Origin of the sequence: Streptomyces sp. SPB162, assembly GCF_029504575.1 — a bacterium.
Classification (GTDB): domain Bacteria; phylum Actinomycetota; class Actinomycetes; order Streptomycetales; family Streptomycetaceae; genus Actinacidiphila.
The window spans coordinates 5,602,117-5,627,589 of the sequence record NZ_JAQFII010000001.1 but is presented as its reverse complement, the minus strand read 5'-3'; the positions used below and the strand labels follow the sequence as shown (position 1 = coordinate 5,627,589).

The 25,473-nt window shown below is 71.1% G+C and carries 17 protein-coding genes and 1 pseudogene; 11 read left to right on the top strand and 7 right to left on the bottom strand.

All coding sequences use genetic code 11. The features are described 5' to 3' along the window. Positions 1 to 498 precede the first annotated feature (498 nt). From M2266_RS25495 to M2266_RS25460, 8 genes and pseudogenes are all read left to right on the top strand, one after another. Entirely contained in the window at positions 499 to 4,191 is a 3,693-nt protein-coding gene (locus M2266_RS25495) for a nitrate- and nitrite sensing domain-containing protein (protein ID WP_277440287.1), read from the top strand. Positions 4,192 to 4,200: 9 nt separating this feature from the next. Then, positions 4,201 to 4,614, top strand: a complete 414-nt coding sequence (locus tag M2266_RS25490; protein ID WP_331283924.1) for a roadblock/LC7 domain-containing protein — start codon at positions 4,201 to 4,203, stop codon at positions 4,612 to 4,614. 76 nt (positions 4,615 to 4,690) lie between these two features. Continuing rightward, the gene (locus M2266_RS25485; RefSeq protein WP_138358185.1) at positions 4,691 to 5,098 is read left to right on the top strand and encodes a DUF742 domain-containing protein; all 408 of its coding nucleotides are present in this window, start codon (positions 4,691 to 4,693) and stop codon (positions 5,096 to 5,098) included. A gap of 31 nt (positions 5,099 to 5,129) precedes the next feature. Then, positions 5,130 to 5,684, top strand: a complete 555-nt coding sequence (locus M2266_RS25480; RefSeq protein ID WP_138358186.1) for an ATP/GTP-binding protein — start codon at positions 5,130 to 5,132, stop codon at positions 5,682 to 5,684. A gap of 394 nt (positions 5,685 to 6,078) precedes the next feature. After that, positions 6,079 to 9,193, top strand: a pseudogene (locus M2266_RS25475) (nitrate- and nitrite sensing domain-containing protein). A 9-nt stretch (positions 9,194 to 9,202) separates the two neighbouring features. After that, the gene (locus M2266_RS25470) at positions 9,203 to 9,616 is read left to right on the top strand and encodes a roadblock/LC7 domain-containing protein (protein WP_269272720.1); all 414 of its coding nucleotides are present in this window, start codon (positions 9,203 to 9,205) and stop codon (positions 9,614 to 9,616) included. Positions 9,617 to 9,727: 111 nt separating this feature from the next. Further along, on the top strand, positions 9,728 to 10,252 hold the full coding sequence (locus tag M2266_RS25465; protein ID WP_277440286.1) for a DUF742 domain-containing protein: 525 nt from the start codon (positions 9,728 to 9,730) through the stop codon (positions 10,250 to 10,252). Continuing rightward, positions 10,233 to 10,811 carry an ATP/GTP-binding protein gene (locus M2266_RS25460; RefSeq protein ID WP_138358192.1) on the top strand — a complete coding sequence of 193 codons (579 nt, stop codon included), beginning with the start codon at positions 10,233 to 10,235 and terminating at the stop codon, positions 10,809 to 10,811. Before M2266_RS25465 ends, M2266_RS25460 begins: the two co-directional genes overlap by 20 nt. 90 nt (positions 10,812 to 10,901) lie before the next feature. Here the strand turns inward: M2266_RS25460 and M2266_RS25455 are convergent, their stop codons facing one another. From M2266_RS25455 to M2266_RS25430, 6 genes are all read right to left on the bottom strand, one after another. Next, positions 10,902 to 11,165: an acyl-CoA carboxylase epsilon subunit gene (locus tag M2266_RS25455; RefSeq protein WP_277441348.1), complete on the bottom strand. Its 264-nt coding sequence runs from the start codon at positions 11,163 to 11,165 to the stop codon at positions 10,902 to 10,904. A 44-nt stretch (positions 11,166 to 11,209) separates the two neighbouring features. Further along, on the bottom strand, positions 11,210 to 12,793 hold the full coding sequence (locus M2266_RS25450) for an acyl-CoA carboxylase subunit beta (RefSeq protein ID WP_277440285.1): 1,584 nt from the start codon (positions 12,791 to 12,793) through the stop codon (positions 11,210 to 11,212). 147 nt (positions 12,794 to 12,940) lie between these two features. Then, positions 12,941 to 13,813: a CoA ester lyase gene (locus M2266_RS25445; protein WP_277440284.1), complete on the bottom strand. Its 873-nt coding sequence runs from the start codon at positions 13,811 to 13,813 to the stop codon at positions 12,941 to 12,943. A gap of 5 nt (positions 13,814 to 13,818) precedes the next feature. Beyond that, positions 13,819 to 14,880: a CoA ester lyase gene (locus M2266_RS25440; protein WP_277440283.1), complete on the bottom strand. Its 1,062-nt coding sequence runs from the start codon at positions 14,878 to 14,880 to the stop codon at positions 13,819 to 13,821. Positions 14,881 to 15,018: 138 nt separating this feature from the next. Further along, the gene (locus M2266_RS25435) at positions 15,019 to 15,546 is read right to left on the bottom strand and encodes a GNAT family N-acetyltransferase (protein WP_277440282.1); all 528 of its coding nucleotides are present in this window, start codon (positions 15,544 to 15,546) and stop codon (positions 15,019 to 15,021) included. A 53-nt stretch (positions 15,547 to 15,599) separates the two neighbouring features. Next, positions 15,600 to 17,981: a polysaccharide lyase 8 family protein gene (locus M2266_RS25430; RefSeq protein ID WP_277440281.1), complete on the bottom strand. Its 2,382-nt coding sequence runs from the start codon at positions 17,979 to 17,981 to the stop codon at positions 15,600 to 15,602. 195 nt (positions 17,982 to 18,176) lie between these two features. Between M2266_RS25430 and M2266_RS25425 the strand changes: the two genes are divergently transcribed. The 3 genes from M2266_RS25425 to M2266_RS25415 all read left to right on the top strand — a co-directional run bounded on the left by M2266_RS25425 (position 18,177) and on the right by M2266_RS25415 (position 21,767). Further along, on the top strand, positions 18,177 to 19,937 hold the full coding sequence (locus M2266_RS25425; protein ID WP_277440280.1) for a beta-galactosidase family protein: 1,761 nt from the start codon (positions 18,177 to 18,179) through the stop codon (positions 19,935 to 19,937). Between the two features lie 90 nt (positions 19,938 to 20,027). Further along, positions 20,028 to 20,906, top strand: a complete 879-nt coding sequence (locus M2266_RS25420) for a sugar isomerase (protein WP_277440279.1) — start codon at positions 20,028 to 20,030, stop codon at positions 20,904 to 20,906. Between the two features lie 27 nt (positions 20,907 to 20,933). Beyond that, entirely contained in the window at positions 20,934 to 21,767 is an 834-nt protein-coding gene (locus M2266_RS25415; RefSeq protein WP_277440278.1) for a class II fructose-bisphosphate aldolase, read from the top strand. 56 nt (positions 21,768 to 21,823) lie between these two features. Here the strand turns inward: M2266_RS25415 and M2266_RS25410 are convergent, their stop codons facing one another. Next, positions 21,824 to 25,357, bottom strand: a complete 3,534-nt coding sequence (locus M2266_RS25410; protein ID WP_277440277.1) for an endo-alpha-N-acetylgalactosaminidase family protein — start codon at positions 25,355 to 25,357, stop codon at positions 21,824 to 21,826. Positions 25,358 to 25,473 lie beyond the last annotated feature (116 nt).

Here is a 25,473-nt window from a genome sequence, read left to right as displayed (position 1 = left end):
CCAAAAGTTCCAGAATCGCGGGTTTCTCCGAAACGGACCTGTACCCTCCGTGGCCGGACCGGCGCATTGAGTCACTCATTCCATTGACTGGGCTGCGGGCCTTGTTGGAGATCCTGCACTGTGCTGGAATTCCCCGGACCGCCACATCAATCGAAGCCAGCGCGTCAGGGGGCGCGTACGAGCATCGAGTGGCGGTGAAGGGCATCGTCGGTCATCCCTACTCCGGGATCACCGGGGCCCCCATGACTCGACACCGTCCCGCCGCACGTGCGGGGGACGCCTGGTCCAGAGGTTGCGACGCTAGTGCAGGGACGTTTCAAGAGGGACAGCGGCGCTGCGGGTGACCCGGAGCAGCCCGGCGGAGCCGACAGCGGTCCGTCGCCGCAGCGATCCGACGACGCCGTGAACACCGCGGCCGCCGGACGCTCAAGCACGCACAGCGGCATCGACGCCGGCCGGATCACGGGCGGTGTCGGTAAGCCAGGCCCCCGAATAGCCATGCGCAACTGGAGGATCAGCACCCGTCTGATCTCTCTGCTCGCCCTGCCGGTGGTCGCGGCCACCTCGCTGGGTGCGCTGCGAATCTCCAGCTCGCTGGACAACATCGCCCAGCTCGAGCACATGAAGCAGCTCACCGAGATCACCGAGCACGCGACCGACCTCGCCGGCGCCCTGCAGGAGGAGCGTGACCGCTCCGCGGGACCGATGTCCTCGGGCACCGGCAAGAGCGACGACGCCGTCGGTGCCTCCCGCGAGGCGACCGACCGCTACCGCAAGGTCTTCCAGACCACCACCGACGACGTGGACCCGAACGACCAGGTCTTCGTCGGTGTCCGCGCCACCCTGCTCGCCATCGAGCAGCAGCTCGGCAGCATCAACGAGATCCGCGACCAGTCGTACCAGCAGCCGCAGTACATCGCGCTGACGGTCAACAAGTACGACTCGCTGATCCAGTCGCTGCTCGCGCTGTCCCAGGACATGGCGCAGGCGACCAGCAACCAGGAGATGATCCGCAGCACCCGCGCGCTGGCCGCGTTCTCCTCCGCCAAGGAGTTCGAGTCCATCCAGCGCGCGGTGATCAGCGCGGCACTCGCCCCGCAGGCCGGCGCCACGATCTCCGAGAACGACTGGCAGTACGCCAGGGCCGCCGCGCAGTCCGAGAAGACCGCGCTGACCCGGTTCCAGAAGATCTACAACATCGGTGTCACGAGCAGCGACTACGCCGAGCTGATGGCCCCCCTCGAGGGCGGCAACGACACGATCAAGAACCACGACACCACCGCCGGCCGGATCCTGAACTCCAAGAGCGGCATCAACACCTTCGCGGACACCGGAGCCACCTACCGCGACTGGGACGACGCCGCCCGGAGCAAGATCCAGGCGATGACCAACATCGAGCGGTCGCTGCTCAACGAGATGCAGCAGCAGGCCCTCAAGCTGCGGGGCGAGGCCCAGCGCCAGGCGATCATCGACGGTGCGATCATCCTCATCGTGCTCGGTGTCGCCGTCGTCGGCGCCTTCATCGTGGCCCGCTCGATGATCCGCTCGCTGCGCCGGCTGCAGGAGACCGCCCAGGACGTCGCCCAGAAGCGACTGCCCGAGCTGGTCAAGCAGCTGTCGGAGTCCGACCCGCAGGACGTCGACACCTCCGTCGTCTCGATCGGCATCCACAGCCGGGACGAGATCGGCCAGGTGGCCCGCGCGTTCGACGAGGTCCACAGCGAGGCCGTCCGGCTCGCCGCCGAGCAGGCGCTCCTGCGAGGGAACGTCAACGCGATGTTCACCAACCTCTCGCGCCGCAGCCAGGGGCTCATCCAGCGCCAGCTCTCGCTCATCTCCGAGCTGGAGAGCCGCGAGGCCGACCCGGACCAGCTGTCCAGCCTCTTCAAGCTCGACCACCTCGCGACCCGTATGCGCCGTAACGGCGAGAACCTCCTCGTTCTCGCCGGTGAGGAGCCGGGCCGCCGCTGGACCCGTCCGGTGCCGCTGGTCGACGTGCTCCGCGCCGCCGCCTCCGAGGTGGAGCAGTACGAGCGCATCGAGCTCACCTCGGTGCCCGCCGCCGAGGTCACCGGCCGTATCGTCAACGACCTCGTCCACCTGCTCGCCGAACTGCTGGAGAACGCCACGTCGTTCTCCTCCCCGCAGACCAAGGTGAAGGTCACCGGCCACGCGCTGCCGGACGGCCGGGTGCTCATCGAGATCCACGACACCGGCATCGGGCTCTCGCCCGAGGACCTGTCGGACATCAACGAGCGGCTCGCCAACCCGCCGACCGTGGACGTCTCGGTCTCCCGCCGCATGGGCCTGTTCGTGGTCGGCCGCCTGTCCCTGCGACACGGCATCCGCATCCAGCTGCGCCCGTCGGACTCGGGCGGCACCACCGCGCTCGTCATGCTGCCGGTGGACGTCACGCAGGGCGGCCAGAACGCCAAGAACGCGGCCGCCGGCAAGCGCGGCCCCATCGCGACGGGCATGCCCGGTACGCCGAACGGCCCCGGCGCCCCCGCCACCAACGCCTTCGGTGCCCCCGCCGGTCCCGCGGGACAGGTCGGGCGGCCGCCGCAGCGCGGCCAGGTCGCGGGCGGCGGGCAGCGCCCGGCGCTCAACTCCGGCCCGGGGGGCCCCGGTGGCCAGCCCGGCACGGGAACCCGGCGCGGCGGCCAGCAGAACGGCCAGCAGAGCGGTCAGCAGCAGCCCGCGGGACCCAGCTGGGCCCAGGGCGGCCAGCAGCCGCAGAACGGCCAGCAGCAGGGCCCGCCGCAGCGCGGTGGGAACCCGCAGGGCTTCCCGCCCGCGCCGGCGGCCCGGTCCGAACACGGTCCCGCGATGGACGCCCCGCGCGGCCACGAGGACGTGGAGTCCACCGCCCGGTTCGAGCGCCCCGACTTCAACGGTCCGCCGCCCGGCTCCCGCCCGCAGCAGCAGCCCCAGCAGCCGCAGCCGCAGCCGCAGCCGCGGGGCGACTACCAGCGTCCGAGCGCCGGCGCCGGCTCCCGCCAGGACGCCGGTCTGCCGCTCGGCGACCCGTTCTCGCCGACCTCCAACCCGTACCCCGCGCCCACCGCGCAGGACGCGGGCCCCGGCGGCTTCCGCTCCGACGTCTTCGGCGGAGCACCGGGCCCGGCCCCGGCACGCGGCGGGGCTCGCCCCGACGGGTACCAGCCGGAGTCCACGGGTCAGTTCCAGCGCCCCCAGCCCGACAACAGCGGCACCGGCGAGTTCCCGCTGCCGGCCGGCCGGCAGGCCGGCCCCGGCGCCGGTTACCCCGACGGTCGGACCGACACCGGGCAGTTCCCGGTGGTCGGCAACCCCCCGGCGGGCGACCGGTCACCGACCGAGCCGTACCCGGGTCAGAACGTCCCGGCCCAGGGTCTGCCGCAGCGCGGCGGGCGTCCGGCCGACGGCGGGTTCAACGGCAACCGGCCGCCGCAGGGCCAGCCGTCGCAGAACGGCCGGCAGGGCCAGCAGCAGGGCAACCAGCAGCAGGGGTACCCGCAGCAGGGCGACCGGCAGCCGAACCGCGGCCTCGAGCCGCAGCTGCCGCCGGTCTCCGAGCCGATGGCACTGCCGCCGGCCCCGTCCCGCGGTGACGAGCCCACGCCGATCTTCGCCTCGATCGAGTCCGACTGGTTCCGTACCGGTCAGGCCGAGCGGATGCAGCAGGTGCACGTGGAACGGGCGGCTCCCGCCGCGCCCACCGCGCCCACCGCGCCCGCCGCTCCGGTCCGTCCCGTTCCGCAGCCCCGGCAGACGCCGCCGGCGCAGCAGCAGCCGCTTCCGGCCCAGCCGCAGCAGCCGCAGCGGGTTCGAGCGGAGCAGCCCGCGCCGGCTCCGGTGCAGGCGCGGCCGGTCACCCCGGCCCAGCCGACCCAGCCGGCGCCCCGGGAGACGCCGAACTGGCGTACCTCTCCCAACGACGAACTGCGGCAGCGGGCCGAGCAGGTCCGCGAGCCGTCGGCGGGCGGGGTCACTCCCTCCGGTCTGCCGCGCCGGGTGCCCAAGGCCAACCTGGTCGCAGGCGGGGCCACTCCCCCGCAAGCGCCGCAGGGTGGTCCGCAGGTCTCCCGGGCGCCCGACGATGTGCGCGGCCGGCTGACGAACCTCCGGCGCGGCATCCAGCAGGGCCGTGAAGCGGGCAATGGCAACACCGACGGCCGGGGCTTCGGCACGAATAACCAGGAGCGATAGTTGAGCGCGATGAGCCAGGCGGCACAGAATCTGAACTGGTTGATCACGAACTTCGTGGACAACACCCCTGGGGTGTCCCACACGGTGGTGGTCTCCGCCGACGGCCTGCTGCTCGCGATGTCCGAGGGTTTCCCTCGTGACCGCGCCGATCAGCTCGCCGCCGTCGCCTCCGGCCTGACCTCGCTCACCGCCGGAGCCTCCCGCATCTTCGAAGGCGGTGCCGTCAACCAGACGGTCGTCGAGATGGAACGCGGATTCCTCTTCATCATGTCCGTCTCGGAGGGTTCGTCGATCGCCGTGCTCGCCCACCCCGAGTGCGACATCGGCCTCGTCGGCTACGAGATGGCCCTGCTGGTCGACCGGGCCGGGACCGTCCTCACCCCCGACCTGCGCTCCGAACTCCAGGGCAGTCTGCTGCACTGACCGCCCGCCCCCAGCTTTTCCGCACGATGTGTACTTCCTGCACCGAGACCGTTTTGCCCGGACACGGAGGACCCTCATGACCCCGCCACCCGCCTCGCCGGGCCCGTACGGCGCGTCCCACCACGCGCCGTACGGGGATGAAGGCGACCAGCCGCTGGTGCGGCCGTACGCCATGACCGGTGGCCGTACCCGGCCTCGCTACCAGCTCGCCATCGAGGCACTGGTCAGCACGACTGCGGATGCGGGCCAGTACCAGGGGCTGCTCCCCGAACACCAGCGGATCTGCCACCTCTGCCGGGAGATCAAGTCGGTCGCGGAAATCTCCGCGCTGCTCGGTTTCCCGCTCGGTGTGGCCCGCATTCTCGTGGCCGACCTCGCAGAGGCCGGCATGGTCGCTATTCACCAGCCGGGCAGTGGCGAGGCCGGCGGACAGCCTGATGTGACACTGCTCGAAAGGGTGCTCAGTGGACTTCGCAAGCTCTAGACCGCAACCGCAGGCGGCTTACGGCCCGCCTGTGGCCCGGTCCACCACCTCGGCCAAGATCGTGGTGGCGGGCGGCTTCGGCGTGGGCAAGACCACGTTCGTCGGCGCGGTCTCGGAGATCAACCCGCTGCGCACGGAGGCCGTCATGACCTCCGCGTCGGCAGGGATCGACGACCTCAGCCACGTCCAGGACAAGACGACCACCACGGTGGCGATGGACTTCGGCCGTATCACCCTCGATGACGACCTGATCCTGTACCTGTTCGGTACGCCGGGCCAGGACCGCTTCTGGTTCATGTGGGACGACCTGGTGCGGGGCGCGATCGGCGCCGTCGTGCTGGTCGACACGCGCCGGCTGGCGGACTGCTTCCCGGCCGTGGACTACTTCGAGAACAGCGGCCTGCCGTTCGTCGTCGCCCTCAACGGTTTCGAGGGCCACCAGCCCTACCGGCCGGAGGAGGTGCGCGAGGCCCTGCAGATCGGGCCCGAGGCACCGATCATCACCACCGACGCCCGGCACCGCGGCGAGGCGAAGAGCGCTCTGATCACGCTCGTTGAGCACGCGCTGCTGGCGCGACTCAAGTAAGCCTTCGTGGTTGCCTCTTGTACGGAGAACCGGCTGTGTCATTTGACACGGCCGGTTCTTGCGTTCATAACGTTTCGACAGAGAATCGGCGGGTGGCGAACACCCCCCCGCGCTCGATCGGTTCCGTTGCGGTGATACCCGCCAGGGGAAATGGCGCACCAAAGAGCTTATGCCCCATTTATGCCAGGGTGTTCGACTCTTCGTTTCACTTTGTACGACGTTTGGCTAGTACCCCCATGACGTGCTGAAATTCGCAGAACCCGAGAGTAGTAACGGCACTTTGCTGTGTTGTCGCCGAGAGGTTGTTGGTCAAGTGAGGGACACGAGGCGAGCAGAGCCGGGCTCCCCGGAAGGCCCCCGGGGCAATTTCACGCCGCCCCAGCGGTACGAGGGCGTGCCCGACGCGACCGCTGTCGCCACCCCGGAGCCCGCCGGGTCCGGCAGCCGTTTCGCGGTGCGGAACTGGCGGGTGGCCACGAGGCTGAACGCCATCCTCCTCATCCCGGTCATCGTCGCCCTCATCATGGGCGGTTTCACCGTGCAGAACTCGGTGCACACCTGGCAGGAGGCGGACGCGGCGAAGCGGACCGCGAACCTGGTGCGTGCCGCCGCCGGTTACAGCCACGCCTTGATCAACGAACGTGACGTCACGGTCGTTCCCCTCGTCCAGGGCAAGCGCAGCGATCCCATCGTGACGGGGGCCTACGCCGCCACCGACGCCGCCGCCCAGGCCTTCAACGAGGCCGTCGACCAGATGCCGTCCTCCGCCTCGCTGGAGCGCCGCGTGGAGGGCTTCCGCAGGGCGGAGCCCAGCCTGCAGGCCATCCGCAAGGCCGCCTACACCCGGCAGCTGCCCGACCGGCAGACCGAAGAGGCGTACGTCAGCGTGCAGCACCCGCTGATGGAGCTCGCCAACGAGCTGAGCCTGGGCACCGGGAACATCACCAGCTACGGCCGTACCCTGTACGCCATTTCGCTGTCCAAGGCCGCCGAGTCGCTCACCCGCTCCATCGGTATGCACATCCTGGTCGAGGGGCAGGTGCCGGCCAAGGAGAAGAAGCTCCAGCAGACCGCCCTCACCTCGTACCTCTACCTCCAGCGCATCGCGCTCCAGGAGTACACCGGCGGCGGCACCCCCGCCGACGCCCAGCACCTGAAGGACGCCCAGGCCGCCGCGGACAAGAAGGGCGAGGAGCAGCTCACGGCCGCCGCCGCCCAGGCCGAGCAGGCCGGTCAGACGTTCGTGAAGCCGCCGACGATCGAGAAGATGGTCATCGAGATCGCCTCGGACAAGTCGGCCAGGGAGCTCCGCGCCGAGGGCATCACGCCGGAGAGCTGGTTCGCCAGCAACACCCTGGCCTTCGACGCGTACCGGACCGTCGAGCAGAACCTCGCCGAGACCGCCGTGAACGACGCGGAGACCATCTCCTCCAGCGCCAAGACCGACGCGATCATCAACGCGGCCATCGTGGTCCTCGCCCTGATCCTGGCCTTCATCGTCGCGGGCATGATGGCCCGCAACATGAGCCGCAGCATGCGCAAGCTGCGCAACGCCGCCTTCGACGTCGCGGAACAGCGGCTTCCGGGGCTGGTCGACCAGCTGTCGCGCACCGACCCGGGCCGGGTGGACACCACCGTCATCCCGATCCCGATCACCAGCCACGACGAGATCGGCGAGGTCGCCCGCGCCTTCGACCAGGTGCACCGCGAGGCCGTCCGGCTCGCCGCCGAGCAGGCACTGCTGCGGGGCAACGTCAACGCGATCTTCACCAACCTCTCGCGTCGGAACCAGGGCCTCATCCAGCGCCAGCTCACACTGATCACCGAGCTGGAGAACAACGAGGCGGACCCGGACCAGCTCGAGAACCTGTTCAAGATGGACCACCTCGCCACCCGTATGCGGCGCAACGGCGAGAACCTGCTGGTCCTCGCCGGCGAGGAGCCGGGCCGCCGCTGGAACCAGCCGGTCCCGCTCGTCGACGTGCTGCGTGCAGCGGCCTCCGAGGTGGAGGCGTACGAGCGCATCGAGCTGGTCGGCATACCCGAGTCGGACATCCACGGCACCGCCGTGACCGACCTCGTGCACCTGCTGGCCGAGCTGCTGGAGAAACGCCACCACGTTCTCGTCGCCGCAGACCAAGGTGCGGGTCACCGCGACCCGGCTGCCGGACGGCCGTGTGATGGTCGAGATCCACGACAAGGGCATCGGCCTCACCGCCGAGGACTTCGCCGACATCAACCACAAGCTGGCCGACCCGCCGACCGTGGACGTCGCGATCTCCCAGCGCATGGGCCTGTTCGTGGTCGGCCGCCTCGCCGACCGGCACGGGGTCCGCGTCCAGCTGCGCCCCTCGGGCGAGCAGGCCGGCACGACCTCGCTGGTCATGCTCCCGGAGCCGATCACCCACGGTGGTGGCGGCGAGGACCAGCTGCCCGAGGACGACGACACGGACTTCACCGTGTCGCGCATCGTCCCCGAGCACTCGACCGCCGAGTTCGGCTACCAGCCGACCGCCGCCGAGTTGGGCTTCGACGACTCCCAGTACGAGCGTTCCGACCAGTCCGCGTTCACCGTGGGAGGCGCCCCCGCAGGGCTCGACCCCGTCGGCCGCTCGCTGCTGCGCGAGGAGCGGCGCGCCCAGCTGGAGGCCTCGGCCGCGGAACGGCCGGAGGACGTCGCCATGTTCGGCGGCGACCTCCCGCAGCAGCGGGGCCCGCAGGGGTACGAGCCGCAGTACGACGGCGGCTACTCCGAGGGTCAGGACTTCCAGGGGCAGGGCTACCCGGCCCAGGACTTCCAGGGGCAGGATTTCGCCGGACAGGACTTCGGTGGACAGCCGGAGTACAGCGGGCAGGACGAGTACGGCGCGCAGCCCTCCTACCAGCAGCAGGCGCCCTACGAGCCGGACTGGCAGCAGGACTTCCCCGCCCAGCCCGCATCTTCCGGACCTTCCGCCCCACCCGTGCTGGACGACTGGGCGCAGCCCGTCGCCCGCCAGGAGGAGCAGGCGCCGGATTCCGTTGCCGGAACGCCCTTCACGGCGCCGGAGAGCGTAGGCTCCCCCTCGCTGACGGATGCCGGCCTGCCACGCCGCGACCGGCAGTGGCCGCAGCCGGACCAGGCGGCGGCGGAACCGGCGGCCCAGCCGGTCCCCCAGCCGGTCCCCCAGCCCGATCCCGAGCCGGAACAGGCGCCGGAAGAGGCCGAGACCGACTGGCGTTCCCAGAACGACCAGCACTGGCAGCGGGCCGAACAGGTCCGCGAACCCAAGGCGGGCGGGGTGACCCCCTCCGGCCTGCCCCGTCGAGTACCCAAGGCCAACCTGGTCGCGGGTACCGCACAGCAGACTCCGCAGGGCGGCCCACAGGTCTCCCGCGCGCCGGAGGATGTCCGCGGCCGGTTGAGTAACCTGCGCCGTGGCGTCCAGCAGGGACGCACTGCGGGAACTGACACGAACGGCCAGGCCCCCGACAATCACCACGGTGGCCCTCAGAACCAGGAGCGTTAGTTGAGTCCGATGAGCCAGGCGGCACAGAACCTGAACTGGTTGATCACCAACTTCGTGGACAACACCCCCGGGGTGTCCCACACGGTAGTGGTCTCCGCCGACGGCCTGCTGCTCGCGATGTCCGAGGGCTTCCCTCGCGACCGCGCCGATCAGCTCGCCGCCGTCGCCTCCGGCCTGACCTCGCTCACCGCCGGAGCCTCCCGCATCTTCGAAGGCGGTGCCGTCAACCAGACGGTCGTCGAGATGGAACGCGGATTCCTCTTCATCATGTCCGTCTCCGAGGGCTCCTCGATCGCCGTACTCGCCCACCCCGAGTGCGACATCGGCCTCGTCGGCTACGAGATGGCCCTGCTCGTCGACCGGACCGGGACCGTCCTCACCCCCGACCTGCGCTCCGAACTTCAAGGCAGTCTGCTCAATTAGCAGTCTGCGCAACTAGATGCCTGCTCAACTAACGGACAGGCGTGCGGGCGCGTCCCCGTACCCATAGGGTGCGGGAACGCAGCCCGCATAACCTCATCAGGAGGAGGAACCGTGACAACGCCACCAGGCGGAGATCCGTACGGCAGCCAGCAGCAGCAGCCGCCTCTGAACCGCTACAACTTCCCCTCGGCTCCCACTCCTGAGCCGGAACCGCGCTACCGCCAGCCGCGGATGCAGCCATACGACCCGCCGCAGGCACCGGCGCGGCCCGCCGGCCGGCAGCGCGCCCAGGCGCCCTCCGGGCTGGTGCGGCCCTACGCCATGACCGGTGGCCGGACCCGGCCGCGCTACCAGCTCGCCATCGAGGCACTGGTCAGCACCACGGCCGACCCGGTGCAGCTGCGCGGGCAGTTGCCCGAGCACCAGCGGATCTGCATCCTCTGCCGCGAGATCAAGTCGGTGGCGGAGATCTCCGCGCTGCTGTCGATCCCTCTCGGCGTCGCCCGCATCCTCGTCGCCGACCTGGCCGAGGCCGGGTTGGTCGCCGTCCACCAGCCCGGTGGCGACGAGTCCGCGGGTGGTCAGCCAGAAGTGACATTGCTTGAAAGGGTGCTCAGTGGACTTCGCAAGCTCTAACGGGGCGACCCGCTCCACGACCTCCGCGAAGATCGTGGTGGCGGGCGGGTTCGGCGTGGGCAAGACCACGTTCGTCGGTGCCGTGTCGGAGATCAACCCGCTGCGCACCGAAGCTGTGATGACCTCCGCGTCGGCCGGCATCGACGACCTGACGCACGCGCCCGACAAGACCACGACCACCGTGGCGATGGACTTCGGCCGCATAACGCTGGACGAGGACCTGATCCTGTACCTCTTCGGTACGCCGGGCCAGGACCGCTTCTGGTTCATGTGGGACGACCTGGTGCGCGGGGCGATCGGCGCCGTGGTCCTGGTGGACACCCGACGGCTGGCGGACTGCTTCCCGGCCGTCGACTACTTCGAGAACAGCGGCCTGCCGTTCGTGATCGCGCTCAACGGCTTCGACGGACACCAGCCGTACGGCCCCGAGGAGGTGCGCGAGGCCCTGCAGATCGGGCCCGAGGCACCGATCATCACCACGGACGCCCGCAACCGCGGCGAGGCCAAGTCCGCGCTGATCACCCTCGTCGAGCACGCGCTGATGGCGCGCCTGCGCTGAGGCTCCTCCCACAGAGCAGAACGCCGGGCGGCCCCGTGGGGGCCTGCCCGGCGTTCTGACGTTCTGTCGTTCTGTGACCCGCTGGCGGGATCAGCCCTGCCAGCTGTGCGAGCTGCGGAAGCCCGGGGTGCGCTCCAGGCGGCGCCAGCCGGCCGTGGAACGGGGCTGCTCGTAACTGGTGGCGGCCTGCCCGTTGGCGGCGGCGCGGGCTAGCAGGACCGCGGTCAGCGCCGCGAGCTCCTCGGCACTGGCGTGACCCTTCTCGACGCGGACGAGCGTGTCGCGCGCCGTGTTCTCGGGGGCCGCGGTGGCCGCGGTCGCTGCGGGGGCCGCGGTCGCTGCGGGAGCCTGTATCTCGGGGGCCAGGGTGTCGGCGGGAGTACTCAAAGTGCTCTCCATTACTGCGGCGGGTTGCCGTGCTTGCGCGACGGCAGGTCAGCGTGCTTGGTGCGGAGCATCGCCAGCGAGCGGATGAGGACCTCGCGGGTGTCTGCCGGGTCGATGACGTCGTCCACCAGACCGCGTTCCGCGGCGTAGTAGGGATGCATCAGTTCGGCCTTGTACTCCTTGACCATGCGGGCACGCATGGCCTCGGGATCGTCGGCCTCGGCGATCTGCTTGCGGAAGATGACGTTGGCGGCACCTTCCGCGCCCATCACCGCGATCTCGTTGGTGGGCCAGGCATACGTGAGGTCGGCCCCGATGGACTGGGAGTCCATGACGATGTAGGCGCCGCCGTAGGCCTTGCGCAGGATCAGCGAGATCCGCGGCACGGTGGCGTTGCAGTACGCGTAGAGCAGCTTCGCTCCGTGCCGGATGATCCCACCATGCTCCTGGTCAACGCCGGGCAGGAAGCCGGGTACGTCCAGGAGGGTGATGAGCGGGATGTTGAATGCATCGCACATCTGTACGAAACGGGCGGCCTTTTCGGAGGCCGCGATGTCCAGGACGCCCGCCATGCTGTTGGGCTGGTTGGCGATGATGCCCACCACCTGGCCGTCCAGCCGGGAGAGCGCGACGATGATGTTGGTGGCCCACCGCTCGTGGATCTCCAGGAACTCGCCCTCGTCGACGATCTCCTCGATGACCTTGCGCATGTCGTACGCGCGGTTGCCGTCGGCCGGCACGAGGTCCAGCAGGACGTCGCCGCGGCGGTCGGCCGGGTCGGAGGTCTCGGTGGCCGGCGGGTTCTCCCGGTTGTTCTGCGGGAGCAGCGAGAGCAGGTAGCGGACCTCTTCGAGGCAGTGCTGCTCGTCGTCGTAGGCGAAGTGCGAGACGCCGGAGACCTCGGAGTGGACGTCGGCGCCGCCGAGCCCGTTCTGTGAGATCTTCTCGCCGGTCACGGCCTGGACGACGTCCGGTCCCGTGATGAACATCTGCGAGGTCTCGCGGACCATGAAGACGAAGTCGGTCAGGGCCGGGCTGTAGGCCGCGCCGCCCGCGCACGGGCCGAGCATCACCGAGATCTGCGGGATGACGCCCGAGGCCCGGGTGTTGCGCTGGAAGATGCCGCCGTAGCCGGCGAGCGCCGAGACGCCCTCCTGGATACGGGCGCCGGCGCCGTCGTTCAGCGACACCAGCGGTGCGCCGGCCGAGATGGCCATGTCCATGATCTTGTGGATCTTGGTGGCGTGCGCCTCGCCGAGCGCGCCGCCGAAGATCCGGAAGTCGTGCGCGTACACGAACACGGTCCGGCCGTGGACGGTGCCCCAGCCGGTGATGACCCCGTCGGTGTACGGCTTCTTGGCCTCCAGGCCGAAGCCGGTGGCGCGGTGCCTGCGCAGCGGCTCGACCTCGTTGAAGGAGCCCTCGTCCAGCAGCAGGGCGATCCGCTCACGTGCGGTCAGCTTGCCCTTGGCGCGCTGCGCCTCGGTGGCCCGCTCGCTGGGGCCGGCAAGGACCTCCTCGCGGATCGCACGGAGCTCGGCCACGCGCCCACGAGCGTCGTTCACCTCGGTGGGCACCTCTTCCAGAAAGCTCATGTATCGACAGTACGAGCGGGACCCCCGCAACCGGGGGGTCCACTTCGTACAGTGTCCGCCGCGACTTCATGGCGGGTATCGACAGAACCACACGAGAACCGGGCCCCGCGCGGAGTGCGCGGGGCCCGGTTTTCCGTACCTTTCGCCCTACCGTCCGGCGACCGCTTCGGCCAGCGCGAGGATCCTGCGGGCGTCCTCGACGTGCAGGTTCTCGATCATCCGGCCGTCGACCGTGACCACGCCGCGCCCCTCTGACGTGGCCTGATCGAACGCTTCGATGATCCGGCGGGAGTGCTCGACCGCGGCTTCGGAGGGTGCGAAGAGCCGGTTGCAGGGCTCCAACTGCTTCGGGTGGATCAGGGTCTTGCCGTCGAATCCGAACTGGCGTCCTTGGAGACATTCGGCTTCGAAGCCCGCCAGGTCCTGCACGTCGTTGTAGACACCGTCCAAGATGGTCTTGCCGGTGGCGCGGGCGGCGAGCAGCGCCAGCGACAGACCGGTCAGCAGCGGGGCCCGGCCGGGGACGTGCTCGGCGTGCAGTTCCTTGGCCAGATCGTTGGTGCCCATCACCAGGACAGTCAGCCGCTCGCTCGCGGCGGCGATGGCGCGGGCGTCGAACATGGCCCGCGGCGTCTCGATCATGGCCCAGATCGCGGTGCGGTCGGGGGCGCCGGCCGCCTCCAGGGCGCGTTCGACGGCCCGGACGGTCTCCGGGGAGTCGACCTTCGGGACGACGACGGCGTCCGGGCCCGCCTCGGCCGCGGCGCGCAGGTCGTCGGCGTGCCAGGCGGTGTCCGGGGCGTTGACCCGGATCGTCACCTCGCGGTAGCCGTACTCCCCGGACGCGGCCGCGGCGGCGACGCGCTTGCGGGCGTCGGCCTTGGCGTCCGGTGCCACGGAGTCCTCGAGGTCGAGGATGAGCGCGTCGGTGGGGAGCGTCTTGGCCTTCTCCAGCGCGCGTTCGTTGGCCCCGGGCATGTAGAGCACGGAGCGGCGGGGGCGCAGCGTGGTGTCCGTCATGGTCGTCACTCCTTCTCTGCCGCGGCGTAGGCCTCGGCGAGCTCGGGGTCGCGTGCGGCGAGGGTGTCGGCGAGTTCGGAGACGACCAGGCACTGCTTGTACGTCGCGTCGTCCTGCATCTTGCCGTCGATCATGACGGCGCCGGTGCCGTCGCCCATCGCGTCGATCACCTTGCGGGCCCAGGCGACATCGGCCGGGGAGGGCGAGAAGACCTTCTTGGCGATGGCGATCTGCACCGGGTGCAGGCTCCAGGCGCCGACGCAGCCGAGCAGGAAGGCGTTCCTGAACTGGTCCTCGCAGGCGAGGGTGTCGCGGATGTCGCCGAAGGGGCCGTAGTACGGCAGGATCCCGTGCGCGGCGCAGGCGTCGACCATGCGGGCGATCGTGTAGTGCCACAGGTCCTGCTGGAAGGTGGCGCGCGGCGCGTCGGCGTCCGACGTGCTCGGGTCCTCCCTGACCAGGTAGCCGGGGTGGCCGCCGCCGACCCGGGTGGTCTTCATGCGGCGGCTGGCGGCCAGGTCGGCCGGGCCCAGCGAGATGCCCTGCATCCGGGGGCTGGCGCCGGCGATCTCCTCGACGTTGGCGACGCCGGTCGCGGTCTCCAGGATGGCGTGCACCAGGATCGGCCGCGTCACGCCGGCCTTCGCCTCCAGCTGCGCCAGCAGCCGGTCGACGTAGTGGATGTCCTCGGCGCCCTCGACCTTGGGCACCATGATGACGTCGAGCTTGTCGCCGATCTCGGTGACCAGGGTGACCAGGTCGTCCAGCGCCCACGGGGAGTCCAGGCTGTTGATCCGCGTCCACAGCTGGGTGTCGCCGAACTCCGTCGCCTGGGCGATCTTCACGAGCCCGTTCCTGGCGGCCTCCTTGCGGTCGGCCTGGATGGCGTCCTCCAGGTTGCCCAGCAGCACGTCCACCTGGGGCGCGATGGAGGGGACCTTGGCGGCCATCTTCTCGTTGCCCGGGTCGAAGAAGTGGATCATCCGCGAGGGCCGGAAGGGCACCTCCCGTACCGGGGCCGGAGCCCCTACGGCCAGCGGGCGGAAGAAGTCCTTCGCGGAGCGCATGCGGTCTCCCGGATGTCGGTCGAGGGTGGGGAGGAGCGTACGGCGATCACCCTACGGCCACGACCGCCGATACGTTACCGGCCAGTATGTGTGCCGTTGGTCACCGCGCGTCAGTAGCGCCGCGCCCGTGGCCCGGCCCTACCGCCTACTCGTACCCGTACCGGAGCCGGGAATCCAGCGCATCGTCAGGTCGGGCAGGTTCTCCATGTTGCGGCTGCCGTCGTTGGTGTCCAGGACGGTGAAGCCGTGCCGCTCGTAGAACGCGCGGGCGCCGGTGTTCGCCTGGAAGACGTGCAGCGACAGGCCGTCCGGGCTGTTGCGCCGCACCTCGCTCAGCAGCGCCGAGCCGACGCCCCGGCGGAGCGCCTCCGGCCGCAGGTACAGCTGCTCCAGCATGTCGCCCTCCAGCGCGGCGTAGCCGAGCACCTCACCGGAGTCGTCCTCCGCGACCCAGGCCTGGCCCTCGGTGAGCACGATGTTCTCCACCCACCACGCGACCTCCTCCAGGCTCCGCCGCTGCGGGGGGAGGTACGGCATGGTGCCCGCCCGTGACGCCAGGTGGATCTCGGCGATGACGACCGCGTCCGCGATGTCCGCGGGCCGGATCCGCGGCCTGTCCGTCGGCCGGCCGGCGGGCGCGCTGTGCTGCGTACTGTCATCCGTCACGCGGGCACCTTACGAGCATGCTGTCCGCCCCAACGAATCAATAAAGCAGCGTGTCACGCCAGACTCACCGTGGCCCGGTGGGTGGCTCCGGTGGTGCCGGGGGCGATGGTGAGCCGCAGCGAGGCGCCGGTGCCGGTGACCGTGACCGTGGCGTCCTTGGCGGTGACGGCGGACACCGGCCGGTTCCAGGTGATGTCGAGCGAGGCGCCGGACCGCGGCGGCTCCGAGACGCAGACGGTGGCCGTGGAACCGCTGACGCGGATCATGACGCAGGCCGGGACCGAGGCGGTGACGCCGCCGACGGTGCCCGCCGACCAGAAGTTGATCCCGGTGAACCCCAGCGAGGGCACCGAGACGCCCTGCTGCGCCGCGGTGTTGGCCAGGGTCGCCAGCCAGCCGGTCGCGGCGGCGCGGGCCGCGGTGGCGGCGGCGGTCGCGCCCGGCATCACGAGGTAGGTGTAGGAGGCGTTCACCGGGTCCACGCCGTGGTCCAGCCAGAGCGTGAGGTAGCGCCGGGTCAGCACGTCGGTTGTGCCGCCGGTGTTGATGGCGGCCCAGGTGCCGGTGCGCGCCTCGCGCAGCGCCTTGACCGTCGCTCCCCCGCCGCCCGGGAAGACATAGCCGCCGAAGCCGGTGATCCGGGCCCACGTGGTGCCGGCCAACGTCGCGGACCAGCCGAGCGCGGTGGACTGCGTGGTGCCGTTGACGGCGAGGCCGTGGGTACCGGCCGGGCCGAGGTTGCGGTTCTCGACGACGGTCTCGACGGCCGCGCCGTCGGTGCCGGTGATGCCCGCGCCGAGGCAGACCACCGTGTCGTCGAGGCAGAACCACGACTTGCGCGCGCTCATCGTGCTGGACAGGCCCTTGAGGTGCTGGCCGACCGCCGCGAACTCCCCGTCGGTGGCGCCGCCGACCCAGGTCGTATCCGGCCGCGCCGCACCCCACGTGCCGCCCTCGCCGTCCGCCAGCGCCTTCTTCGACACCGTCGTGCCGGGCAGTCGGTACGGGTCGACGGTGGGCCAGAAGGCGTCGCTGTACTGGCCGTTGCCGTAGCTGGAGCCCCACCAGGAGAGCATGCCGGAGCCGGTGTGCCAGCCCCGCAGGTTCTCGCCGTTGCCGGTCTCGTAGTACGTGATGCGCTTCGAGGCCATGCCGATCGCGGCGGCCCAGTCGGCGCGGCGGTGCACCGCCCGGTCCATGCCGGGGAAGAGCCGGTGCGCGACCGGTTCCGGCGCCGCGGCCACCGCGCTGTCGGCGATGGCCTCCAGCCGGGCGAGATCGGCTATGCCGAGCTTGGCGTCCGAGAGCACCGGGCTGTAGTAGTCGCGCTGGATCCACCCCTTCACCAGGCCCTGCCAGCGGGTCCGCTCGGCGGCGCTCGCGCCCTCGGCCAGCAGCGCGATGTGGGCGAGCAGCGGGTGGCCGCGCCGATGGTCGTCGCCCTGGATACGGGTGGGGTCGGTGGTGGCGATGCCGCGGCTGATGGCACGCCCGGCGACCGTGTCCATGACCAGGCCGTTGTAGAGGAAGGGCGCGTACGCCTTCTCGACGGAGTCCAGGATGATCTGCCGGTTCGGGTCGGTGACCGCCCAGGTGGAACCGGCGAGCAGGGCGAACAGCCGCGCCAGCCCGTCGATCTGCACCTCGCCGTACGAACCGGTGTACGCGACGTAGGTGTGCTGGACGAAGGAGCCGTCGGCGTAGAGCCCGTCGCCGGTGGTCACGTACGGGAAGACCGGGGAGAGCGCGTCGCGGGCCAGCGCCGGCTTCGCCGCCGACTTGCCGAGCACGCCCCGGACGGCGATGACGCGGCACAGGTCGACGCGGTTGGCGCCGGTGCTGGTGCCGGAGTACGAGCCGACGGCGGAGTCCGGCACGAAATGGTCGACCGCGCGCAGGTACGAGGCCGTCTGGGCGGCGCTGAGCGCGTCGTAGGCGATGGTCACCGTGTCGAGCAGCAGCCGGGGGCTGCCGATCTGCCAGTCCCACCAGTTGGGGAGGAACGCGGTGGTGTTCTCGTTGTAGACCTGGGCGTAGAGGTGGTCCAGTCCCTGGACGACGGCCGCGATCATCGCCGGGTCCGCGGTGGACCCGGTGGCGGGCTGGGCCCAGGCCTGCGCCATCTCGTTGAGCCGGGCGTAGCTCCCGGTGATGGACGCGGTGGCGTTCAGCGGCTGGTCGGGCCAGAGCGATCCGGTGGCCGGGGCCATGGACGCCTGCGAGGTGCGCGCGGCGCCGCCGAGGGTGGCGAGCTTCGTCGCGTACGGCTCGGCGGCGGCGTCGAAGCCGGCGCCCAGGGTGAGGGCGCGCCAGCGCAGCCGCAGGGTGTCGAAGGCGTCGGAGGCGGCGGCCGCCCGCCCGGCAGGGAGGCCCGCGGCGAAGGCCGCGGCGCCGCTTCCGACGAGGAACGTCCGGCGGGACCAGGGGGAGGGCATGGCGGTGGGAACCTCCGAGCGCGAAGACGACGGCGTGCTTCACTTCTCTCTAGTAAGCGGTTTCTATCACGCGCGTTCCACCACCCACAACGGATTGAACACTGTTTGATTTTTTGGATTGTGGCGACAGGAACGCCCACTTACGATCACGCTGACGCCACCCGCAGCAGCACGTCACCGCACCGGAGAACCCTCATGCTCGAGATGTCACCCGAGGGCTTCTCCCTCGACGGCCACCCCCTGCGCCTGCTGTCCGGCGCGTTGCACTACTTCCGCACGCTCCCCGAGCAGTGGCCGCACCGGCTGCGCATGCTGCGCGCGATGGGCCTGAACACCGTGGAGACGTACGTCCCGTGGAACCTCCACGAGCCGCGCCCCGGCGAGTACACCTTCGACGGCATCGCCGACCTGGACGCGTTCCTGCGCGCCTCCGCCGAGGCCGGGCTGCACGCCATCGTGCGCCCCAGCCCGTACATCTGCGCGGAGTGGGAGAACGGCGGCCTGCCATGGTGGCTGCTGGCGGACCGGAACCTGCGGCTGCGGGTGGGCCACCCGCGGTACCTGGAGGCGGTGGACCGCTGGTACGACCGGCTGATCCCGGTGATCGCGGCGCACCAGACCACCCGGGGCGGCAACGTCCTGATGGTGCAGATAGAGAACGAGTACGGCTCGTTCGGCACGGACCGCGCGTACCTCCGGCACCTCGCCGACGGCCTGCGCTCGCGCGGGATCGACGTGCCGCTGTTCACCTCCGACGGCCCGGAGGACTTCTTCCTCACCGGCGGGGCCGTCCCGGGCCACCTCGCCACCGCCAACTTCGGCAGCCGCGCCACCGAGGCCTTCGCCGAGCTGCGCCGCGTCCGGCCGCAGGACCCGCCGATGTGCATGGAGTTCTGGAACGGCTGGTTCGACCACTGGGGTGAGAAGCACACCGTCCGCTCCCCCGAGGACGCCGCGGGCGCGCTCCGCGAGATCCTGGAGAACGACGCCTCCGTCAACCTCTACATGGCGCACGGCGGCACCAACTTCGGCACCTGTGCGGGCGCCAACACCGCCGACCCGCGCACCGGCGAGGGGTACCAGCCGACGATCACGTCCTACGACTACGACGCCCCGATCGACGAGCGGGGAGCGCCCACCCCCAAGTTCTGGGCGTTCCGCGAGGTGCTGGCGGCCTACACCGACGAGCCGGCGCCCGACCCCGAGCCGATGCCGCCGCTGCTCCCGGCCGCCAGGGTGGTGCTCACCGAGTCCGTGCCGCTCTTCGACGTCATCGAGCGGCTGTCGACCGGCACCGTGCACGCCCCGGTACCACCGTCCTTCGAGGAGCTGGGCCTGGCCCACGGCCTGGTGCGGTACCGGACGGAGATCCCCGGCCCGCGCCGGGCGTATCCCCTGACCCTGGAGGGGCTGGCCGACCGGGCGCACGTCTTCGTGGACGGCGCCCAGGTCGCCGTGTTGGAACGCGACGGCGGCGAGCGGCCCGAGATCGCGGTGGCCGGGCCCACCGCCCGACTGGAACTCCTCGTGGAGTCCATGGGCCGGGTCAACTACGGTGCCGCGATCGGCGACCGCAAGGGCCTGTCCGGGGTGCTGCACACCCAGCAGTACCTGCACGGCTGGACCGCCGAGCCGGTGCCGCTCGGCGACGGCACACCGGACGGCCTGCCCTGGGGTACAGCGTTCGAAGGACCGTCCGGTGCCGCCGCCTTCCACCGCGGCTTCCTGGACGTCGACGAGCCCGCGGACGGCTACCTCGCACTGCCCGGCTGGACCAAGGGGTACGTCTGGGTCAACGGCTTCTGCCTGGGCCGCTACTGGGACCGCGGGCCGCAGCGGACGCTCTACGTGCCGTGGCCGCTGCTGCGTGCCGGCCGCAACGAGATCGCCGTGCTCGAACTCGACGGGCACGCCGGACCGTTCGTCGAGATCCGAACCGAGCCCGACCTCGGCTGAGCGCACGCCACACCCCGCCGCCCCGGATCCGGCCACACCATCAAGTACCGTCCGACCTGACGGACGGAACGACGAAGGGACGGCACCTCCATGTCGATCACCGCGGACGAGATCGCCACCCAGCCCGAGTGCTGGGAGCGCGCCGCCGGACTCATCCCCCAGATCGCGGGCGCTCTGCCCGCCACCGGGGAGAAGGTCGCGGTCGTGGGCTGCGGCACCTCCTGGTTCATGGCCCAGTCGTACGCGGTACTGCGCGAGCGCGCCGGACACGGCCTGACCGACGCCTTCGCCGCCTCCGAGTTCCCCTACGGCCGCGACTACGACCGGATCGTGGCCATCACCCGCTCCGGCACCACCACGGAGGTGCTGGAGCTGATCCGCAGGGTGCGCGGAACGGTCAAGGTCACCGCGGTCATCGGCGACCCGAAGACCCCGATCGTGGACCTGGTGGACGATCTGGTGGTGCTGGACTTCGCCGACGAGAAGTCCGTCGTCCAGACCCGCTTCGCGACCAGCGTGCTCGCACTGCTCCGCACCCACCTGGGCGAGGACATCGCGCCCGCCGTCGCCGACGCGCGCCGCGCGATCGCCGAGGTGCTCCCGCCCGACCTGCTGGGCGCCGAGCAGTTCAGCTTCCTGGGCACCGGCTGGTCCTACGGCATCGCGCTGGAGGCCGGCCTCAAGATGCGCGAGGCGGCGGGCGCCTGGACCGAGTCGTACCCCGCGATGGAGTACCGGCACGGCCCCATCGCGATCACCGGCCCGAACCGGATCGCCTGGGTCTTCGGCGACCTGCCCGAAGGGCTGGACGGGGACGTGGCGCGCACCGGCGGCAGGCTGGAGGCGGCGGGCACCGACCCGCTGGCCGACCTGATCCGGGTGCAGCGCCTCGCGGTCGCCATCGCCGAGGCGAACGGCCTCGACCCCGACACCCCGCGCAACCTGACGCGTTCCGTCGTCCTGTCCTGACGGTTTCGAGCCCGGGAGAAGAGATCCATGCCTCTGGTCGGCACGGGTGAGATCACCGGACCCGCGCGGGCCGCGGGCCGGGGCGTCGGCGCGTTCAACGTTATCCAACTGGAGCACGCGACCGCCCTCGCGGCGGGCGCGGAGCGCGCCGGCCTGCCGGTGGTCCTGCAGATCAGCGAGAACGCGGTGCGCTACCACGGCGCCCTGGAGCCGGTCGCCGCCGCGACCCTCGCCATCGCCCGCGCCGCCTCCGTGCCGGTCGCCGTCCACCTCGACCACGCCACCGACCGCGGCCTGGTGGAAGAGGCCGTCGCGCTGGGCCTGACGTCGGTGATGTTCGACGCCTCGACGCTGCCGTACGAGGAGAACGTGGCGGCCACGGCCTCAGCGGCCGAGTTCTGCCACCGCGCGGGCGTCTGGCTCGAGGCCGAGCTCGGCGAGGTCGGGGGCAAGGACGGCGTGCACGGGCCGGGTGTGCGCACCGACCCCGCCGAAGCGGCGGCGTACGTCGCGGCGACCGGGGTGGACGGCCTGGCCGTCGCCGTCGGCACGTCGCACGCGATGAGCACCCGTACCGCCGAACTCGACTTCGAGCTGATCGGGCGGCTGCGCGGCGCCGTAGAGGTGCCGCTCGTCCTGCACGGGTCGTCGGGCGTGGCGGACGAGGACCTGGCGCGGGCGGTCGGGCACGGCATGGTGAAGATCAACATCGCCACGCACCTGAACGCCTGCTTCACGGCGGCGGTGCGCGAGACCCTGACGGCGCAGCCCCGGCTGACCGACCCCCGCAAGTACCTCGGCCCGGGGCGATCCGCCGTCGCGGACGAGGTGGCGCGGCTGCTGCGCGTGCTGGCGGGCTGATCCGGGCGAGCCGGGTCCCGCTCCCCCGAGCGAACGGGACCCGGCGCCTCAACGGGTCAACCAGCGCACCGGAAGGAGGCGTTCCCCCAGTCCGCGTGGTCGTTCCCGTTGCCGTCCCCACCGTCGCCGACGACCAGGTCCACGTACCGCGCGCCGGTGACGTCGGCGGTGAGCGCGTAGGCGCCGTCGGAGGAGCGCAGCACCGGGGAGGCGGCCTTCTGCGCGCCGTCCGCGAGGACGGCGAAGGTCACCGAGCCGCGGGCCGCCTGCTCGTCGTCCACACCCACCTGCGCGGTGAACGAGGTGCAGCCCTTTCCGGCGAGGTCGTAACGGATGGTGGAGGCCGCGTGCGTGCCGAGACCCTTGGCGTAGACCGTGCCGCCCACCGTCAGCGGGCCGCCGTCACCGGCCGCCTGCTCGCCGTTGGACCGGTCGAGCTCCGCGGGACCCCAGCCGTTCACGGCCGAAGCCCAGGTCAGGTCGCTGGCCCAGGTGCCGCTGGGCGGCGGGGTGCCGCCCAGGTCGGTGACGGTGAAGCCGTCGAGCGTCAGATCGGCGTCGGCCGGTGCGCCGGTGAGCTTCTCCAGCCCGACCCAGCTGCCGGTGCTCGCCGGCACCTGTTCGCTGAAGTGCGTGGTGGTCCGCGCCTGTGGCAGGGCCGTCCGCCGGGACGCGGTGGTCCCGGTGCCGGTGTCCCAGGTGTAGGCGCCCGGGTGGCTCGACTGGTAGTCGAACTCGACCGTGTACGTGTGCCCGGCGACCATCGGGACGGTCCAGGGCGCGGTGCGGTACACGATCCCGCTGTTCTCATCGTGCGACTTCAGCGACTCCGCGCCGCCGATGACGTCGTCGGTGAGCTTCCCGTTCCAGCCGGCCTGCGTGTAGGGCGCGTGCTTCTGCGCGATGTGCGTGCGCGGATCGGTCACCCCACCGGCGTTGCCCTTGAGGAACGGTCCCCAGCCCTGGTCGACGGCCTCGAAGTCCTCGTAGACGACGGTCCCCGCCTTGGTGGCCGGGGCGTTCGCCACCACCCGCACGTCGTCGACCCGGACCTTCGCCGCGCTCCCGGCGGCTGCGGCGATCCGGAACGTCACCGTGCCGCTCGCGGGCGCCGTGAAGTTCACCTTGGCGCGCTGCATGTTGGTGTCGTGCCAGTCGCCGGCGGCGACGGCGTTCTGCAGCGTCGAGCTGTCGACCGCGACCGAAGCGCCGCCCGCGGAGAGCACGGTGTGCCGGGTCGAACCCGGGGCGACCTCGATCCAGGCGGAAGCGCTGTAGACCTTGCCCGGGGTGAGCCCGGTGAGCTGCTGGGAGAGCGACGCGGCGGCGGTGCCGGAGAGCGCGGCGCTGCGGCGGCCGAGGCCGTCCGTGTCATGGGCGACCGCGCCGGACTTCGTCCAGTCGCCGAGGCCGTCCGCGTTGAATCCGGGGTCCTTGACGAGCGTTCCCTCGCCCCACTGCGGCCCCGGCTGCGCGGGCGCCACGTTCGGATACAGCGCGTACGCCTGGTTCGCGGCGGCGGTCAGCGTCACCTTGCCGCCCGACGGAGTCACGGTGCCGGCCGCGACCCGGCCGTTGTCGGTCAGCTGGTAGAGCGTGAACGAGGACGCGGACGCGAAGGCCGTCGGCAGGGTCCAGGTGGTCGTGCCACCCGCCTTGTTGTAGTGGTAGAGCTTGTCCTGCTTCTCGTCCTCGCCCCAGCCGCTCAGCCAGGGGAGGAGGTAGGCATCCCCGTCGAGCACCTTGGCGGCGCCCGAGTAGATCGCGCGCTTGCCGTTCTCGGTGGCCCCGTGGACGTTGCCGGTGAAGTCGACGCGATCGGCGGACCACTTGGTGATGTCGTAGTGCTGGAGGAACTTGGCGGGGAGGTTCTTCTGCCAGACGTTGGCGATCGTGGCGTTCCAGTCGTTCTCGCCGGTCCACCCCTCGAAGCCGACGAGTGAGGTCTGGCCGAGGATCGGATCGTTGTTCCAGACGTCCTTCTGGCCGTTGCGGATGAAACGGATGATCTTCGAGTTGAGGCCCTTGTTGGTGGGGCCCCCGTAGTCCAGGTCGTTGGCCCAGTGCGACCAGAGCGAGCCGCGCTCGAACTTGTCGGCCCATTCGGTGCCGACGTTCCACCCCTGCGCCTTCAGCGCGTTCAGCGTCGAGTCCGCGATCCAGCCGTGGGTGTAGTAGACGTCCAGGTAGAGCAGTGACAGGTTCGGGTCGGTCTCGTCGCGCAGCTGCTGGAAGCGCTGGGCGAGAGAGCCGCTGTTGATGTCCTTGCGCTGGTCGATGTAGTAGCTCTGGTCGAGCCAGTTCCACCCCTTGGCGCTGGTATCCACGAGACCGTCGCTGAAGTGGTTGGCGACCGGGTACGCCTCGGTGGCGTTGACGTGCACGCCGAAGGTGGCGCCCCACTTCTTGCCGTCCTTGAGCAGCGCGTTCAGATCGGCGAGGCCGCCGGCGCGCTTGTTGTAGTTGCCGCCGTAGTCGGGGTGCGCCGAGTCGTGACCCTCCGACTGGTACCCCTTGAGCAGGGCGAGCTGCCCGAGGCCGTCGGTGGACAGGGAGAGTCGTTTGACGTCGTCGAGAGTGCGCAGGAACGGGTGGGTGGCCTGGCTGGCGAAGTTGAACGGTATGTGGGTGATCACCCGGTTCGGCGTCTGATCGCCGCCCTGCGGCTGGATGCCGATGGAGCGGAACGCGACGGCGCCGTCCTGCCAGTCCACCAGACCGTCCCCGTTGGCGTCCGGGGTGACGACCACCTTCGCCCACGGCAGTCCCTCGCCGGTCGCGGGCTGAGCGGACCCCGCGCCCCGGTACGTCCACTGACCGGACCCGACGCCGACCCGGACGGTGCCGTCCGACCGCTTGACGGCCTGGTGCCAGAAGCGGGCGTCGTCTCCGTTGGTGGCACCCGAGGGCTTGTCGTACGAGGAGTTGGACTCCACGGCCGCCGAGAGCCTGTTGGTGTTCACGATCGCGTAGGTGGCTCCCACCGGCGACGCCTGCGCGGGGGTCCCGGCCGTGACGGTGCCGAAGACGTCGGCCGTGCGGGTCGAGTCGGGGTCCAGGGTGGTGAAGGCGGTGGCGGCGCCGGGATCCGTGCTCGCCACCGCGACCAGGTCGTGACCGGGGATGTCGATCGTGCCGACCCGGAACGCGGTGGTGTCGCGGACCGCGTCGACCCGGAACGTCGTCACCCGCCCCGAGACCGACAGCCGGGCGTCCAGCTCAACGCCTGGAAGGGCGGGGAAGACCAGCGTGTAGCGGGCGGAGGTGGCGTCGAGGACCGGCGGCTGTTTGAGGGCCACCGGATACGCGGTGCCGTTGAGGGTCACGGCGGTGACCGGGGCGCTGCTCGCACCGAGCACCGCCCCGCTGGAGACGTCGGTGTAGGAGATCACGCGGGGGAAGTCGGTGGCGACGGAAACCGACAGCTGTCCGGAGGCGATGACTCCGGTGCCGGGGGCGGCGGCAGGGGGTGCGGCGGGAGCGGCCGCAGGGGTGGGGACGGCGGCGGCCGGCAGTGCGGGCCCGGCAAGGACCATGACGGCCGAGGAGACGGCGGCGAGCGTGCAGGCCGTACGGATTCTTCGTGACATGCGCCCTGAGTAGTGGCGCGCCGGACCACCCGTCAACGGAGCGGCCACTTCCGGAAGCGGGAGTCCAACAACCCACTTCCGGAAGTCCAACCCGCGTCAGACCCGTTCGGGTCTGT

Excerpts from the sequence above, each read along its gene's own strand:
- M2266_RS25495 (WP_277440287.1), top strand. The coding sequence starts at position 499 with ATGCGCAACTGGAGGATCAGCACCCGTCTGATCTCTCTGCTCGCCCTG.
- M2266_RS25490 (WP_331283924.1), top strand. The coding sequence starts at position 4,201 with ATGAGCCAGGCGGCACAGAATCTGAACTGGTTGATCACGAACTTCGTG.
- M2266_RS25485 (WP_138358185.1), top strand. The coding sequence starts at position 4,691 with ATGACCCCGCCACCCGCCTCGCCGGGCCCGTACGGCGCGTCCCACCAC.
- M2266_RS25470 (WP_269272720.1), top strand. The coding sequence starts at position 9,203 with ATGAGCCAGGCGGCACAGAACCTGAACTGGTTGATCACCAACTTCGTG.
- M2266_RS25450 (WP_277440285.1), bottom strand. The coding sequence starts at position 12,793 with ATGAGCTTTCTGGAAGAGGTGCCCACCGAGGTGAACGACGCTCGTGGG.
- M2266_RS25445 (WP_277440284.1), bottom strand. The coding sequence starts at position 13,813 with ATGACGGACACCACGCTGCGCCCCCGCCGCTCCGTGCTCTACATGCCC.
- M2266_RS25440 (WP_277440283.1), bottom strand. The coding sequence starts at position 14,880 with ATGCGCTCCGCGAAGGACTTCTTCCGCCCGCTGGCCGTAGGGGCTCCG.
- M2266_RS25430 (WP_277440281.1), bottom strand. The coding sequence starts at position 17,981 with ATGCCCTCCCCCTGGTCCCGCCGGACGTTCCTCGTCGGAAGCGGCGCC.
- M2266_RS25425 (WP_277440280.1), top strand. The coding sequence starts at position 18,177 with ATGCTCGAGATGTCACCCGAGGGCTTCTCCCTCGACGGCCACCCCCTG.
- M2266_RS25420 (WP_277440279.1), top strand. The coding sequence starts at position 20,028 with ATGTCGATCACCGCGGACGAGATCGCCACCCAGCCCGAGTGCTGGGAG.
- M2266_RS25415 (WP_277440278.1), top strand. The coding sequence starts at position 20,934 with ATGCCTCTGGTCGGCACGGGTGAGATCACCGGACCCGCGCGGGCCGCG.
- M2266_RS25410 (WP_277440277.1), bottom strand. The coding sequence starts at position 25,357 with ATGTCACGAAGAATCCGTACGGCCTGCACGCTCGCCGCCGTCTCCTCG.